General features: G+C 40.7%; 15 protein-coding genes. 12 read left to right on the plus strand and 3 right to left on the minus strand.

Annotated elements, in window-relative coordinates:
• Positions 1-33: 33 nt before the first annotated feature.
• The 3 genes from HMPREF2571_RS04200 to HMPREF2571_RS04210 form a co-directional block, all read right to left on the minus strand.
• On the minus strand, positions 34-336 hold the full coding sequence (locus tag HMPREF2571_RS04200) for a DUF1827 family protein (protein WP_002885967.1): 303 nt from the start codon (positions 334-336) through the stop codon (positions 34-36).
• Between the two features lie 9 nt (positions 337-345).
• Complete coding sequence (locus HMPREF2571_RS04205; protein WP_014633413.1) at positions 346-804, minus strand: NUDIX hydrolase; 459 nt, start codon at positions 802-804, stop codon at positions 346-348.
• A 142-nt stretch (positions 805-946) separates the two neighbouring features.
• The gene (locus HMPREF2571_RS04210; RefSeq protein WP_070847256.1) at positions 947-3,217 is read right to left on the minus strand and encodes an ATP-dependent Clp protease ATP-binding subunit; all 2,271 of its coding nucleotides are present in this window, start codon (positions 3,215-3,217) and stop codon (positions 947-949) included.
• Between the two features lie 242 nt (positions 3,218-3,459).
• Here HMPREF2571_RS04210 and argF point away from each other — a divergent pair, with 242 nt between their 5' ends.
• The 12 genes from argF (at position 3,460) to recR (ending at position 15,152) form a co-directional block, all read left to right on the plus strand.
• Positions 3,460-4,440 (plus strand): ornithine carbamoyltransferase, encoded by a 981-nt coding sequence (gene argF / locus HMPREF2571_RS04215; protein ID WP_013990919.1) that lies wholly within the window; start codon positions 3,460-3,462, stop codon positions 4,438-4,440.
• 68 nt (positions 4,441-4,508) lie between these two features.
• Positions 4,509-4,739 carry a DUF1797 family protein gene (locus HMPREF2571_RS04220; protein ID WP_002885970.1) on the plus strand — a complete coding sequence of 77 codons (231 nt, stop codon included), beginning with the start codon at positions 4,509-4,511 and terminating at the stop codon, positions 4,737-4,739.
• Between the two features lie 313 nt (positions 4,740-5,052).
• Positions 5,053-5,733, plus strand: a complete 681-nt coding sequence (locus tag HMPREF2571_RS04225; RefSeq protein WP_002886081.1) for an amino acid ABC transporter permease — start codon at positions 5,053-5,055, stop codon at positions 5,731-5,733.
• Positions 5,733-6,467, plus strand: coding sequence for an amino acid ABC transporter ATP-binding protein (locus tag HMPREF2571_RS04230; RefSeq protein WP_013990918.1), 735 nt, complete (start codon positions 5,733-5,735; stop codon positions 6,465-6,467). The genes HMPREF2571_RS04225 and HMPREF2571_RS04230 overlap by 1 nt, the downstream gene beginning before the upstream one ends.
• Before the next feature lie 171 nt (positions 6,468-6,638).
• Positions 6,639-7,115, plus strand: coding sequence for a ferrous iron transport protein A (locus tag HMPREF2571_RS04235; RefSeq protein ID WP_004182941.1), 477 nt, complete (start codon positions 6,639-6,641; stop codon positions 7,113-7,115).
• Positions 7,112-9,250 carry a ferrous iron transport protein B gene (gene feoB, locus HMPREF2571_RS04240; protein WP_070847258.1) on the plus strand — a complete coding sequence of 713 codons (2,139 nt, stop codon included), beginning with the start codon at positions 7,112-7,114 and terminating at the stop codon, positions 9,248-9,250. The genes HMPREF2571_RS04235 and feoB overlap by 4 nt, the downstream gene beginning before the upstream one ends.
• 17 nt (positions 9,251-9,267) lie before the next feature.
• Positions 9,268-9,408, plus strand: coding sequence for a FeoB-associated Cys-rich membrane protein (locus HMPREF2571_RS10255; RefSeq protein WP_002890392.1), 141 nt, complete (start codon positions 9,268-9,270; stop codon positions 9,406-9,408).
• Between the two features lie 149 nt (positions 9,409-9,557).
• The gene (locus HMPREF2571_RS04245) at positions 9,558-10,334 is read left to right on the plus strand and encodes an alpha/beta fold hydrolase (protein WP_070847261.1); all 777 of its coding nucleotides are present in this window, start codon (positions 9,558-9,560) and stop codon (positions 10,332-10,334) included.
• Positions 10,335-10,483: 149 nt separating this feature from the next.
• Complete coding sequence (locus HMPREF2571_RS04250) at positions 10,484-11,338, plus strand: bifunctional methylenetetrahydrofolate dehydrogenase/methenyltetrahydrofolate cyclohydrolase (RefSeq protein ID WP_049554162.1); 855 nt, start codon at positions 10,484-10,486, stop codon at positions 11,336-11,338.
• Positions 11,339-11,341: 3 nt separating this feature from the next.
• Positions 11,342-12,178 (plus strand): NAD(P)H-hydrate dehydratase, encoded by an 837-nt coding sequence (locus HMPREF2571_RS04255; protein WP_045768965.1) that lies wholly within the window; start codon positions 11,342-11,344, stop codon positions 12,176-12,178.
• A 121-nt stretch (positions 12,179-12,299) separates the two neighbouring features.
• Entirely contained in the window at positions 12,300-14,414 is a 2,115-nt protein-coding gene (gene pbp2b / locus HMPREF2571_RS04260) for a penicillin-binding protein PBP2B (protein WP_070847264.1), read from the plus strand.
• A 141-nt stretch (positions 14,415-14,555) separates the two neighbouring features.
• On the plus strand, positions 14,556-15,152 hold the full coding sequence (gene recR / locus HMPREF2571_RS04265; RefSeq protein WP_002889030.1) for a recombination mediator RecR: 597 nt from the start codon (positions 14,556-14,558) through the stop codon (positions 15,150-15,152).
• Positions 15,153-15,161 lie beyond the last annotated feature (9 nt).

A 15,161-nucleotide genomic window follows, 5' to 3' on the forward strand; every position in this document is an offset into this window, starting at 1 on the left:
TACCCACTACAGAAATTATAGAGCCGTTTTGTCTTATACAGTTGTTGGGAATGAAATCTCAATCAATTTGTCAGTGTGTACTGTTCTGAGTTTGTCCATCAAAACAATATCCTTGTCGATTTTTCGTTTGAGGAAGAATTCACGGATAACTTCTAATTCATTGTCTTTAACAGCACGGTGTTTATTTGAAATCAAGAGTTCATAATGCTTAGGTGCTTGTGTAAAGACAACATCAGTATTCCCAGCAGAGTAGGTCTCTACGAGAAAGGCATCCGTGTTGTCTAGTTGGTTTTGAACGAGTTCTTGGTGTGTACGGGTCGTATTAATGAGTTTCATAGTTTCCTCCTAGGATTTGTCAGTTGTTGTGTTAGTTTCTTTCCATTGTTCGATTCCCCATTTATGACTGCCACGTTTAAGTTTAGCAATGGCTTCATCAATTGGAAACCAAGCCAGGTTATTGAAATCTTCAAGAGGTTTGCCAATTTTTGAAAAATCTACAACTTCATAAATATAGGCTGGATTGTAATAGTAAGTGTCACGGTGGCTTGAATAGAAGTATTCATCGGCCTGGCCATAGTACTGGCCCAAAGTGGCTGTAAACCCAAGTTCTTCAATTAACTCGCGTTCTAATGCGCTATAGTGATCCTCGCCTGCTTCGATCTCTCCACCTGGGAGAAACCAAGCCCCGTTAGGAGCCTGGACTAAAATAATCTTTGTCTTTTCTTGGTTAGGAATCACAGCATAAACACCGTAACGTGTTTGATAATGAGCTCCCTCAACCTTGTCACCAAATGTTGGATTCATGAGTTGCTCCTTACGTTTATTTGCCTATATTATACTAAAATTTTGCTCATTTTCCTATTGATTTAGGCAGAATTAGGGATAAATTTGAAAATAGGAAATGAAAAGATAAAGAACCCAAGTCATAAAGACTTGGGTTCTTTGTTTAATCAGTTTCTTTTGGTGTTTCAGCTTTCTGAGTAGCTTTTTCAGCTTTTTTAGCAGACTTAATGGTGATATGGTCTTTTGAAGTCATGACCGCCTTGAGATCTTTTTCATTTGGGTTTTCAAGGTAGAAGTCAGTAATAGCGTCTTCAATATGGTCCTGGATGGTACGACGTAGTGGTCGAGCCCCCATCTTAGGATCGTAACCAAGGTCAACCAATTTTTCCTTAACTTTCTCAGTTACACTGAGGTGGATACCATTGTTAGCCAAGCGTTGGTTGACATTATCAAGCATGAGGTCAACGATAGTAAGGAGATTCTCCTTGCTAAGGGCAGAGAATTCGATAATACCATCAAATCGGTTCATGAATTCAGGGCTGAAGAAATCTCCAAGCTGGTTAAGAACAGAATTGGTACGATTTTCACGGGCAGCTCCAAAGCCAACGCTAGCTTCAACTTTACCTGTACCCGCATTTGAAGTCATGATGATAATGGTATCCTTGAAACTTACAGTTCGCCCTTGACCATCAGTCAAGCGACCGTCGTCAAGAACTTGGAGGAACATGTGAAGAACGTCTGGGTGAGCTTTTTCAACCTCATCCAGAAGAATGAGTGAATATGGATTACGGCGGACTTTTTCAGTTAACTGACCAGCTTCGTCGTAACCAACGTATCCTGGAGGGGCACCGACCAATTTAGCGACAGCATGTTTTTCCATGTATTCTGACATGTCGAAACGAATCATACTGTCAGCTGAACCAAAGAGTTCAATAGCCAATTGTTTAGAGAGTTCAGTTTTACCGACTCCTGTAGGACCTACGAAGAGGAAGCTACCAATTGGGCGATTTGGTGCACCCAATCCAACACGATTACGACGGATGGCTTTGGCAATCTTATCAACTGCTGCATCTTGTCCAATAACATGTGATTTAAGATCATCAGCAAGACTAAGAAGTTGTGATTGTTCTTTTTCTTTCAAATCACCGACAGGAATATTGGTTTTTTGTTCCACAATGGCTTCGATATGTTTTTCTGTGATGACAGGCATATCTTGGTCTTTGATGGTTTGTTTTTGCATTTCCTTGTATTTAGCAATTTGATCACGGAAATAGGCAGCTTTTTCAAAGTCTTCGTCACGAGTAGCTTGAGCCTTGAGGTTTTCAGCCTCAATCAAACGTTTGTCGATATCTTTAGGATCAACAAAATTGAGGGTCAAGTTCATCTTAGAACCAGCTTCATCGAGAAGGTCAATGGCCTTGTCTGGCAAGAAACGGTCTTGAATGTAGCGGTTGGACAATTCTGCAGCTGCAGTAATAGCTTCGTCTGTATATTTGACATGGTGGTAGTCTTGATATTTAGGTTGGATACCACGCAAAATAGTGATGGTTTCCTCAACCGTTGGTTCGTCAACCTTAACTGGTTGCATACGACGCTCTAGGGCAGCATCTTTTTCGATGATGCGGTATTCGTTGAGTGTAGTTGCTCCGACCAGTTGAAGTTCCCCACGAGCAAGGGCAGGTTTTAGGATGTTTCCAGCATCCATATTGCCATCCCCGGCATTACCAGCTCCTACGATTTCATGGATTTCATCAATAAATAGGATAACATCCTGACGTTGACGAATTTCTTCCATGAGTTTTTGCATGCGTTCTTCAAATTGGCCACGGATACCAGTCCCTTGAACCAGGCTGACCACATCGAGACGAATGACTTGTTTGCCTTGGAGTTTTTGTGGCACGCTACCGTCAACGATTTTTTGAGCTAGACCTTCAACGACAGCAGTCTTACCGACACCGGGTTCACCGATGAGGACGGGGTTGTTCTTGGTACGGCGGTTAAGAATTTCGATGACACGAATGATTTCCTCGTCACGACCAATAACAGGATCAATGTCTCCACGACGAGCGATGTCAGTGATGTTAATGCCGAACTCTTCAAGAAGACCTTGTGGCTGTTGAGGAGCTTGTTGGCGTGGTCCTCCTGGACGTCCTGGTCCTTGTGTATTGCCACCGTTTCCTCGGTTACCACCTTCTTGTGTTGGAGGTGTATTGGGAAGATCGCCGTTAGAAGAACGGAAGTTATTTAGGTCGCTGAAGAAATCGTCGAAGAAGTTGGAACCTCCTGTTTGATTGAATTGATTGAGGGGGTTCTCTGGATCAGATTTCATGATTTTATAACAATTTTGACAGAGGTCAACTTGTTGCTGATTACCATTTACATTGGTATACAAATGAATACTAGCTTCATTAAGGTTACAGTTTTGACAGAGCATATCAGTACCTCTTTTCTATCTGAATTGGGAAAGACCTTTATTGAAAATAATCTTGGTCAAAAAAGGTCAAATCTATGTCTCCATTATAGCATGCGGAAGGTAGATTGCAAGTAAAAAGCATCTAGATTTGGCACTCTCTTAACAAGAGTGCTAATATTGAATTTAAATTCAAAAATACTTGTCTAAAATGCATAAATATTATATAATGTTTTTATATTATTCAGAACGAAAGAGAGATACCTATGACACAAGCTAAATCATTTTTGAAAGAAATCGACTTTACCAAGCAGGAACTTGAGGAGTTAATCGATTTATCTATAAAATTTAAACAGCTAAAGAAGGAAAGAATTCCGCATAAATATTTAGATGGCTTAAATATTGCCCTGATTTTTGAAAAAACATCTACAAGAACCCGCTCAGCTTTTACAGTGGCTGGTCAGGACCTAGGTATGAATGTGACCTACCTTGGTGCTGGAGACATTCAGTTAGGTAAAAAGGAATCTGTAGTTGATACAGCCAAGGTGCTTGGTTCTATGTTTGATGGAATCGAATACCGTGGGTTTAAGCAAGAAGATGTCGAGGATTTGGCTAAGTACTCAGGAGTTCCGGTCTGGAATGGTTTGACGGATACCTGGCATCCAACGCAAATGATTGCGGATTTCATGACTTTGAAGGAGCGTTTTGGTAGTTTGGAAGGCTTGACCATCGCCTATATTGGAGATGGTAGAAATAATATGGCCAACTCACTTTTGGTCACTTCGGCTATTTTAGGCGTTAATGTCAAGATTATTGCCCCAGAGGTGCTGCAACCCGAAGATGAGATTGTAGCTTTAGCTCAGAAACATAATAATGGTGCCGATTTAACCATTACAGATGATATTTCAGAGGTCAAGGGAGTGGATATGCTTTATACGGATGTCTGGGTATCTATGGGTGAAGAAGTAGACTTTAAATCTCGTATTGATTTACTCCTGCCTTATCAAATTAATGCAGACCTACTTGCCAAGACGGAAAATCCAGATGTTATCGTTATGCACTGTCTCCCAGCTTTTCATGATCTCAATACCCAAATTGGGCAAGAAATCTATGACAAATACGGTTTGGCAGAGTTAGAAATCACTGATCAAGTCTTCCAAAAATACAGTGATATCATCTTCCAAGAAGCTGAGAATCGTATGCATTCTATCAAGGCCATTATGTACAATTCCTTGAAAAATATTTAAAATTCCCCCATTTTTCCCATAAGTGTGATAAAATAAGTAAGAAATACACAATTAATAGGAGAAATAACATGGAATCACATTTGGTGAGAATCATTAACCGTCTTGAAATGATGGCGGCTGATGGTGGTAATTTGAAACGTAATTTTGAACGTGAAGGAGTGGTTGTTGCCGAAGTATCATTTAGCAACGATCCTGAAAATGGTCCAGTTTTCACATTGCGTGACGTTGAAGCACGTGAATCTTATTCATTTGATAGCATCGACTTGATTGCAATGGAAATCTACGATTTGCTTTACTAATAAATTATTTTGGAACTTTACAAGATTCCAAAAATCAGAATGCCTGAAGCTATCGAGTTTCAGGCATTTTTATCAGGATGAAAACATGGGGTGATGCTTGTATGGCTTGTCAAAACAGGCAGTGTTTCAACTCATTGGCAAAGTTTTTGGCGTGGTGTCATCTTGGAAATACATGAGTTGTATTGCTTAAGAGTTTTGCTAGCTAGGTCTATAACTTAGTTTTTATACTGAAATATCGCATTTATAAGAAAATACTTTATTATTATACAGTCTTCTGATATAATATTGAAGAATATTAGTAAGGAGTATCTAGATGAATTTTTCATTTCTACCACAGTTTTGGTCTTACTTTAACTATGGTGTCTTAGTAACAATTATGATTTCGGTCTGCGTGGTCTTCTTCGGAACCATCCTTGGGGTTTTGGTATCCTTGGCCAAGCGTTCTGGAATCAAACCTTTGGAGTGGTTGGTAAGCCTTTATGTTTGGGTTTTCCGTGGGACTCCTATGGTTGTACAGATTATGATTGCTTTTAACCTCATCCACATGAATCTTCCAACTGTTCAGTTTGGTATTTTGAACCTTGATTTGTCACGTATCGTTCCAGGTATTATCGTCCTTTCTTTGAACAGTGGTGCTTATATTTCTGAGAGTGTACGTGCAGGTATCGAGTCTATTCCTAAAGGTCAGGTTGAAGCTGCCTACTCACTAGGTATCCGTCCATGGAATACCATGCGTTATGTGGTCTTGCCTCAAGCCATTAAAAATATCTTGCCTGCCTTGGGTAACGAGTTTGTTACTATTATCAAGGATAGTTCGCTCTTGCAAACCATCGGGGTTATGGAATTGTGGAATGGTGCACAAACTGTTGCAACAACAACCTACTTGACCTTGACACCGCTCTTGTTCGCAGCCTTCTATTATTTGATTGTGACAACGGCTATGACGGCACTCTTGAAACAAATGGAAAAACGACTTGGGGAGGGACGTAAATAATGGCAGAAACAATTATTGAGATTAAAAATCTTCACAAGTATTTTGGTAAGAACGAAGTTCTCAAAGGGATTGATCTAGATATTAAAAAGGGTGAAGTAGTGGTTATCATTGGTCCTTCAGGATCAGGAAAATCTACCTTCCTACGCTCAATGAACTTGCTTGAGAAACCTACAAAAGGTGTTATCTCCTTTGAAGGTGTGGATATTACAGATAAAAATAACGACATTTTCAAAATGCGTGAGAAGATGGGAATGGTTTTCCAACAGTTTAACCTCTTCCCTAATATGACAGTTAAAGAAAATATCACCTTGTCACCAATTAAGACTAAGGGTGTTTCTAAAGCTGATGCAGAAGCAAAGGCTATGGAACTTTTAGAAAAGGTTGGCTTGAAAGATAAGGCAGATGCCTACCCAACAAGTCTATCTGGTGGTCAGCAACAACGTATTGCGATTGCACGTGGTTTGGCTATGGATCCAGACGTTCTCTTGTTTGACGAACCAACATCAGCCCTTGACCCAGAAATGGTTGGTGAAGTTCTATCAGTTATGCAGGATCTTGCTAAATCAGGGATGACAATGGCAATCGTTACCCACGAAATGGGATTTGCTTATGAAGTGGCTGATCGTGTTATCTTTATGGATGGCGGTGTCATTGTCGAAGAAGGTACACCACAAGAGATTTTCGACAATACTAAGGAAGATCGTACTAAAGATTTCTTGAGTAAGGTTTTATAAGATATTCATTAAGTATATATACATTGTTTGTGAAGGCTGGAACTTTTCCAGCCTTTTCTTTTTGTGTTCTACTTTTCTAGAATCATTCTTGTTTAGGATAATATTGCGGAAAAGATGGATAAATATGCTATAATGATGCTGTATCAAAAATAATAAAGTAGGTCAAGAAATATGCTCATATATAATGCGGCCTTAAAAACGCCTTACCGGATTCTTGGCATTAACCTCCCTAAGGATAGTCTTTTGCACTTATCTAATCTAGGGTTGGCTGCCGGTGAAACGATTGAGGTGGTAACTAAGACCAAGAATAGTGCTATTATTATCGTTAAAGGGAGTCGCTTAGCCTTTGATGCGTCGATTCTGGATAAGATTGATTTGGCACCTGCCGAGGAAGATCAGGAAAAGATACCTCTTTCTGAATTACCAGTTGGACGTTCGGCTATCGTTACTGATATTTTTTCAGCAAATGAAACCAAACGACGTCTTATGGATATGGGAATTACAAAGCGTACTCGGGTGTTGTTGCGTAAGGTAGCCCCTTTGGGAGATCCTCTAGAAATTAGTTTGAGAGGGTATGAATTAACCCTACGCAAGTCAGAAGCGCAAATGATTAGTGTGGTCATGCTGGATGAGGGAGAGGAAAAATGACAGAAATTGCATTAATAGGTAATCCTAATAGTGGTAAAACCAGTTTATTCAACCTGATAACAGGGAACAATCAGCGTGTTGGTAACTGGCCGGGTGTTACCGTAGAACGAAAAAGTGGTCTGGTCAAAAAGAATAAGGATTTAGAAATCCAGGATTTACCAGGGATTTACTCAATGTCACCCTATAGCCCTGAAGAAAAGGTAGCGCGTGACTATTTGTTGAGCCAAAGGGCCGACAGCATTTTAAATGTAGTCGATGCGACCAATTTGGAACGTAACCTTTATCTGACAACGCAGTTGATTGAGACAGGTATTCCAGTCACTTTAGCGCTTAACATGAGTGATGTTCTAGAGGCTCAGGGAAAACAGATTAATGTTGATAAATTATCTTATCATCTAGGCGTCCCAGTAGTAGCTACTAGTGCTCTCAAGCAAACTGGTGTGGATCAGGTAGTGAAGAAGGCGTCCCATACGACGACTTCTACAGTTGCTGACATTGCCTTTCCAATTTATGACGATAAATTAGAAGCTGCCATCTCACAAATTTTGGAAGTCTTGGGAAATTCGGTGCCGCAAAGGTCTGCTCGTTTTTACGCCATTAAACTCTTTGAACACGATGCTTTAGTTGAGGCTGAGCTAGACTTGTCCCCATTCCAACGAAAAGAAATCAAAGACATCATTCGAATCACTGAGGAAGTTTTCACCGAAGATGCGGAGTCAATTGTCATTAATGAGCGTTATGCCTTTATCGAACGTGTCTGCCAGATGGCTCAAAGTCATACAGAAGATTTTGCCCTAACCTTGTCAGATAAGATTGATAGGATTGTCACCAATCGTATTTTGGCCTTGCCAATTTTCGCAGTGGTTATGTATTTGGTTTATTTCTTATCTATTCAGACTGTTGGAACCATGTGGACAAACTGGGCTAACGATGTGCTTTTTGGTAAGTATGTTCCAGATTTGGTAACTTCTGGTCTTGACTATCTTCAAGTTCAGGACTGGCTTAAGTCTTTGATTGTTGATGGGATTGTCGCTGGGATTGGGACAGTTCTAGGCTTCCTTCCTCAAATTTTTGTGCTCTTTATCTGTTTGGGTGTGCTTGAGGACATTGGATATATGAGTCGTATTGCCTTTGTTATGGACCGTATTTTCCGTCGTTTTGGACTTTCTGGAAAATCCTTTATTCCTATGTTGATTTCTACAGGTTGTGGGGTGCCAGCGGTTATGTCTAGTCGAACCATTGAAAATGAAAGGGACCGTCGCATTACCATTATGACAGCAACCTTTATGCCTTGTTCGGCCAAGTTGGAAATTATTGCCTTGATTGCTGGAGCTTTCTTCCCTAGTAATTCTTTAGTAGCACCAAGTACCTATTTTATTGGGATGGCTGCCATTATCCTATCGGGTATTGCCCTCAAAAAGACGAGTTTTTTGGGTGGTCTAACCAGTCCGTTTATTATGGAATTGCCTGCCTACCACTGGCCTAAAGCCATGTCGGTCTTGCGTTATGCCTTTGGTAAGGCTTTGAGTTTTGTCAAACGTGCGGGAACCATCATTTTCAGTTTGACGGTTCTTATCTGGTTTATGTCTAACTACAACTTTACCCTACATACTGTAGATACAGAAGTTAGCATTTTGGCGACTTTAGGGAAGGGCTTGTCTTGGATTTTTGACCCACTCGGATTTGGGAATTGGAAGGCAACAGTTGCGGCTCTTACAGGTTTAGCTGCCAAGGAAACCGTTGTTGCCACCTTTGGTATTCTCTATCATAATAGCAGTGAGGCGGGTCTGGCTGAGGCTCTACGAGGAGATTATTCTTCCTTAGCTGCCTATTCCTTCTTGATTTTTAACCTACTTTGTGCACCATGTTTTGCGGCTATTGGAGCTATTAAGCGTGAAATGGCCAATCTGAAATGGACAGTTGGGGCTATCGGTTTCCAAACAGGCCTAGCTTATTGTGTGAGTTTAATCCTTTACCAGTTTGGCCAAGTCATCCTGTACGGTAAGTCAATGACAATTTGGACTTTTGTTGCTTTCTTACTTTTAGTAACGATGATTTACTTTGTTGTTCGTAAACCACGTCAGATTAAGGATCAAATCATTAGCTTGGATAATCTTCAAGAAGCTCATATTTAGGTTTAGGAGGAATTGTTATGTCTACCTTTATCATTGCTTTTATTATTTTTGCTTTAGCTGGTCTTGGCATCCGTCACTATATCAAAGGCAAAGGATCTTGTGGCGATTGCGAGTGTTCTTGTCCGGTTAAGGAAGAAATGCATAAGGCTAATCGCTGATAATATATAGAAAAATGGTCTCTTATTCATTTAAGAGACCATTTTCTTACGATTGTAAGAAATGTATAAAGGTATCTAGGTTGGAAGTGTGATACTATAAGATAGATAAATAATCTAAATTTTTAACAAAAAAAGGAGATGTATAAGGAATGGTTTTGAATAGAGAGATTATCCTAATTCATGGGACCTGGTGTGATGGCAATGTTTGGGGAGGATTTGCGACAGGTCTACGTCAAATGGGATATAAGGTGCATACACCTAGCTTTCGTTACCATGACCTACCTTATCAAGAGTGCCTAGCTAAAGTTGGGACTGTTACCTTGCAGGACTATCGAGATGATTTAGTGGCCTTGATTGAAAGTCTTGACCAACCACCACTTATCTTGGGACACTCTTTAGGGTGTTTAGTGGCTCAGATGGTTGCCGAAAAAACAGAAGTAGCTGGTATGATTCTCATGGGACCAGCACCAACAGCAGATATTTTTGCCTTTTATCCAACCATGTTAGCTTGTTTTGGCAAACACTTTTTACGTTGGGGATTTTGGAAAAAAGCCATGCCTCCGTATAAAAAGGAGTTTTTCAAGTATTGCATGAATGAACAAGAGGAATCTTTGAAAGAGGAAGTTTTTGCTGATCTGGTTCCTGAATCAGGAAAAGTTTATACTCAGATGGCTCTTCATTGGTTTGATAAGACAAAAGCAGCTTACGTTGACTTTAGTCAGATTTCATGTCCTGTTCTCGTCATTTCTGGGACTAAGGATAAGATGACTCATCCTAATATTGCCAGAAGAACGGCTAAGAACTACCGTGATTCCGTTCTTGTCTCCTTAACGGGTGCAGATCACATGTATGAAAGTGGCAAATTCCAGCAGAAGACCTTGAAGGTTATTAAGGGCTGGAGTCAGCAAAATGGTTTTGTGGACTAGTCACTAAGCATAATCAGAAAAAAGTTGGAAGGTGATTCCAGCTTTTTTAGTTTCGTATTTAAGATGTCTTTTTGAAAATTTAGAAAATTTAGTCACAAAGAGCTCTCACTATGGTATAATTGAAAAAAAGTATGTATTGGAGAACACCCATGGCGATAATAATGGATGGTAAGGCCCTAGCTGCTAAAATGCAGGATCAATTGCAAGAAAAGGTAGCACGTCTTAAAGAAAATGAATGGATTGTGCCTGGACTAGTGGTAATCATGGTTGGTGATAACCCTGCCAGTCAGGTTTATGTGCGTAATAAGGAACGTGCTGCTAAAAAAGCTGGCTTCCATAGCCAGACGATCAATCTTTCTGAGAGTATTAGTGAGGAAGAATTGATTGAGGTTATTGAACAATATAACCAGGATCCGCTATTCCATGGTATTTTGGTTCAGTTGCCATTGCCAAATCATATTAATGAAATGCGTATTCTTTTGGCTATTGATCCTAAAAAAGATGTCGATGGTTTCCATCCTATGAATACTGGTAATCTTTGGAATGGTCGTCGTCAAATGGTACCTTGTACACCTGCTGGGATTATGGAAATCCTTCGTGAGTACAATGTTGAATTAGAAGGTAAGACAGCGGTTATTATCGGACGTAGTAACATTGTTGGTAAACCTATGGCTCAGCTTCTTTTGGAAAAAAATGCTACAGTTACCTTGACCCACTCACGAACACCGAATTTGGCTAAGGTTTGCAGCAAGGCAGATGTCTTGATTGTAGCTATTGGACGTGCAAAATTTGTAACAGAAGACTATGTCAAAGAGGGTGCTGTTGTCATTGATGTGGGAATCAACCGTGATGAAGAAGGCAAACTTTGTGGTGACGTTGATTTTGATCAAGTGAAAGATAAGGTTGGCATGATCACGCCTGTTCCAGGTGGTGTAGGCCCTATGACCATTACCATGCTTATGGAACAGACCTATCAAGCTGCTCTTCGTAGTGCGAAAGGATAGTTTATGAAAGTTGATGACGATTTAGCTAGGCAAGTGATAAAACCTCGCTTGAGAGAGTCCCATAAGGGTTCTTACGGTCGAGTGCTTTTAGTTGGTGGGCTTTACCCTTATGGTGGTGCCATCATTATGGCTGCCATAGCTTGTGTCAATAGTGGGGCAGGCCTGGTCACAGTGGCTACGGATCGTGACAACATCACAGCCCTTCATGCCCATCTCCCTGAAGCCATGGCTTTTGACCTTAGAGAGACTGAAAGATTTCTTGATAATCTTAGGGCAGCTGATGTGGTATTAATCGGTTCTGGCCTAGGTGAGGATGGTGTAGCTAGACAAGCTATGGATTTGGTTCTAGCAAATATTAAGGCAGATCAGAACTTGGTTGTTGATGGCTCAGCTCTTAATCTTTTGGCTAAGAAGACTAAGAAGGACTTACCAGATTGTCACCTTACTCTCACCCCGCATCAAAAAGAATGGGAACGTTTGTCTGGTTTAAGGATTCCAGAGCAGACAGTCTCTAACACCCAGAAAGCCTTGGGAGAGTTCCAAGCTGGGACAATCCTAGTTGCCAAGAGTCACAAGACCGCTGTCTATCAAGGTGAAACAGTAGCTCATTTAGAAGTTGGTGGCCCCTATCAAGCCACAGGAGGCATGGGAGATACTTTGGCTGGTATGATTACTGGTTTTCTGGTCCAATTCGCTTCGGTTGACTCCTATAAAGCAGTTACAGTTGCTGTCTGGCTTCACTCAGCTATCGCAGATGATTTGGCTAAAAATGCCTATGTGGTTTTACCGACTCATATCAGTAAAGCCATTCCTAGCTGGATGAAAAAGTTGTCATTATAATCTAAAAAACATGTCTTATAGTGAGGCAAGTTTTTTTAGATTTCGACATTTTTTTAAGTTTGCTAAAGCTTATTTGTGATAAAATAAAAGAGAATTTTTATGAGAATATAGAGGAAAAAAAGTGACATTATTTTCGAAAAAACTCAGTCAAAAATGGGAAAAACGGCGCCAAAAACGAAAAGAAAAACGAGCGAATAAACCTAGAAAGCCAGTAAGCATCTCCCGTCGTGTTTACTTGCTTTTTGGTGTAGTCTTTGTCCTTTTTTTGTTGCTTTTTGCACGTTTGACCTATATGCAGGTTTATAACAAATCGTTTTATACGAAGAAATTAGAGGATAATTCTAAGTATACAGTTAGGATTGCAAGCGAACGTGGGCAAATCTTTGATGCTAAAGGGGTTGCCCTCACGACCAACCAGAGTAAGGATGTTATCACCTTCACACGTAGCAATTTGGTGTCATCAGATACGATGAAGAAGGTCGCTGAAAAGTTGGCGACCATGGTGACTCTGACGGAAACGAAGGTAACAGCACGTCAAAAACGAGATTTCTATCTAGCGGACTCTGCCACTTATAAGCGTGTTGTTAATGATCTTCCAAACGACAAGAAAACAGATAAATTTGGTAATAAATTAGCTGAAGCTACTATTTACAACAATGCTGTTGATGCAGTTCCTGATGAAGCAGTGGATTACTCTGAGGATGAGCTTAAGATTGTCTACATTTACTCACAGATGAATGCTGTTTCTAATTTCTCAACAGTTACATTGAAAACAGGAGACTTGACGCCTGAACAAATTGCGATTGTAGCAGCTAAACAGAAGGAACTCAATGGTATTACGGTTGCTAAGGATTGGGAACGTCATACGGTTGATTCAGCCTTGTCACCTCTTATCGGGAAAGTCTCAAGTTCAGAAGCAGGTTTGCCACAAGAAGATGCCAAGGAGTACCTCAAAAAAGGGTATGCCCTTAATGACCGTGTAGGAACGTCCTATCTAGAAAAAGAATATGAAGAGAAACTACAAGGAAAACATACTGTTCGTGAGATTACAGTAGACAAGGAAGGCGAAGTTGCTAGTGATAAAATCACTCAAAAGGGCAGCAAGGGGAACAATCTGCAGTTGACCATCGACCTTGATTTCCAAAAAGGAGTTGAAGATATCCTAGGTCAACAGCTTTCTTCAGAAATTTCAGAGAATAAAGCAACCTATTCTGAAGGAATGTATGCAGTGGTTATGAATGCTGACACTGGTGCTGTACTTGCTATGGCAGGGCAAAAACATGAACAAGGAGCACAAGATTTTAAGGCCAATGCCTTAGGAACAATCACTGATGTCTTCATCCCAGGATCTGTTGTTAAGGGAGCAACCTTAACTGCTGGTTGGCGTTCAGGTGCCATTTATGGAAATCAGGTCTTGACTGACCAACCCATCAACATTGCCGGTTCAGCCCCTATCACATCTTGGTTTACAGACCAAGGTAGCCGTGCTATTACCGCGACACAGGCTCTAGAATACTCATCAAATACCTATATGGTGCAGATTGCAATTAAACTACTTGGCCAACAGTATGTTCCAGGTATGGCCTTGTCGACTGACAATATGGATAAGGCCATGACGACGCTTCGTGACACCTATGCTGATTTTGGTATGGGGGTGTCTACAGGACTTGATTTACCTGGAGAATCAGAAGGTTACATTTCTAAGAATTACAATGTAGCCAACGTCTTGACAGAGGCCTTTGGTCAGTACGACTCTTATACAACCATTCAGCTGGCTCAGTATGTTGCTTCAATTGCCAATGGTGGTAAACGTGTAGCACCCCATATTGTTGGAGGTATCTACGATGCAGGAGCTAATGGTAGTCTAGGAACTCTAGCTTCAACGGTAGATACACGTGTATTAAATACCTTACCTCTCGATTCTGAGCAATTAGGCCTTATCCAACAAGGTTTCAATGATGTGGTCAATTCTGGCTCTAGCCTTGCGACTGGTAAAGCTATGGCAAGTTCTATCATTCCGATTAGTGGTAAAACAGGGACGGCCGAAACCTATGCGACGGATGGTTCCGGTAATTCTGTAACAACGGTTAACCTTAATGCGGTTGCCTATGCGACCGCAAAAGATGGCACTAAGTTGGCTGTAGGTATTATGTATCCACACGCTCTAGACTCTAAGAGCAAGGCCCAACAAAATGCGGTAAAATCTATCATGGAGCTTTATCAAAGTACTCACTAAATATCTAAAATCTCTTGTGCCTTGCACGAGGGATTTTTCTGTGATATAGTGTTTGAGTGTTTATTCTTGGCTAAAGACTTATCCATGAAAGTGACAAAAGATAAGTGATGAATAAAAAAATATAAAGAACAGGAGGCCTTCATGCTTTATCCTACTCCAATTGCGAAGCTGATTGATAGTTTTTCAAAACTCCCTGGAATTGGGGCTAAAACAGCGACACGCCTAGCTTTTTATACCATTAGCATGTCTGATGAAGATGTCAATGATTTCGCAAAAAACCTCTTGGCAGCAAAACGTGAATTGACTTATTGTTCGGTCTGTGGTCGTTTGACAGATGATGATCCATGTAATATTTGTACCGATGAAACCAGAGATCGTACTAAGATTTTGGTTGTTGAAGACTCCAAAGATGTTTCAGCTATGGAAAAGATTCAGGAATACCGTGGTCTCTACCATGTGCTTCAAGGACTTATTTCCCCTATGAATGGTGTTGGGCCTGACGATATTAACCTGAAAAGTTTGATTACCCGTCTTATGGACAGCGAGGTTGACGAGGTTATTATTGCCACTAATGCAACAGCAGATGGTGAGGCAACCTCTATGTATATTTCTCGTGTCCTTAAACCTGCAGGAATCAAGGTGACTCGTTTAGCGCGTGGTTTGGCCGTCGGTTCTGACATTGAGTATGCTGATGAAGTGACTTTGCTAAGAGCTATCGAAAATCGAACAGAATTATAAGTAAGAGGT

The sequence above is a fragment of the Streptococcus sp. HMSC068F04 genome (genome assembly GCF_001837455.1).
GTDB classification, from domain to species: Bacteria; Bacillota; Bacilli; order Lactobacillales; family Streptococcaceae; genus Streptococcus; species Streptococcus salivarius_D.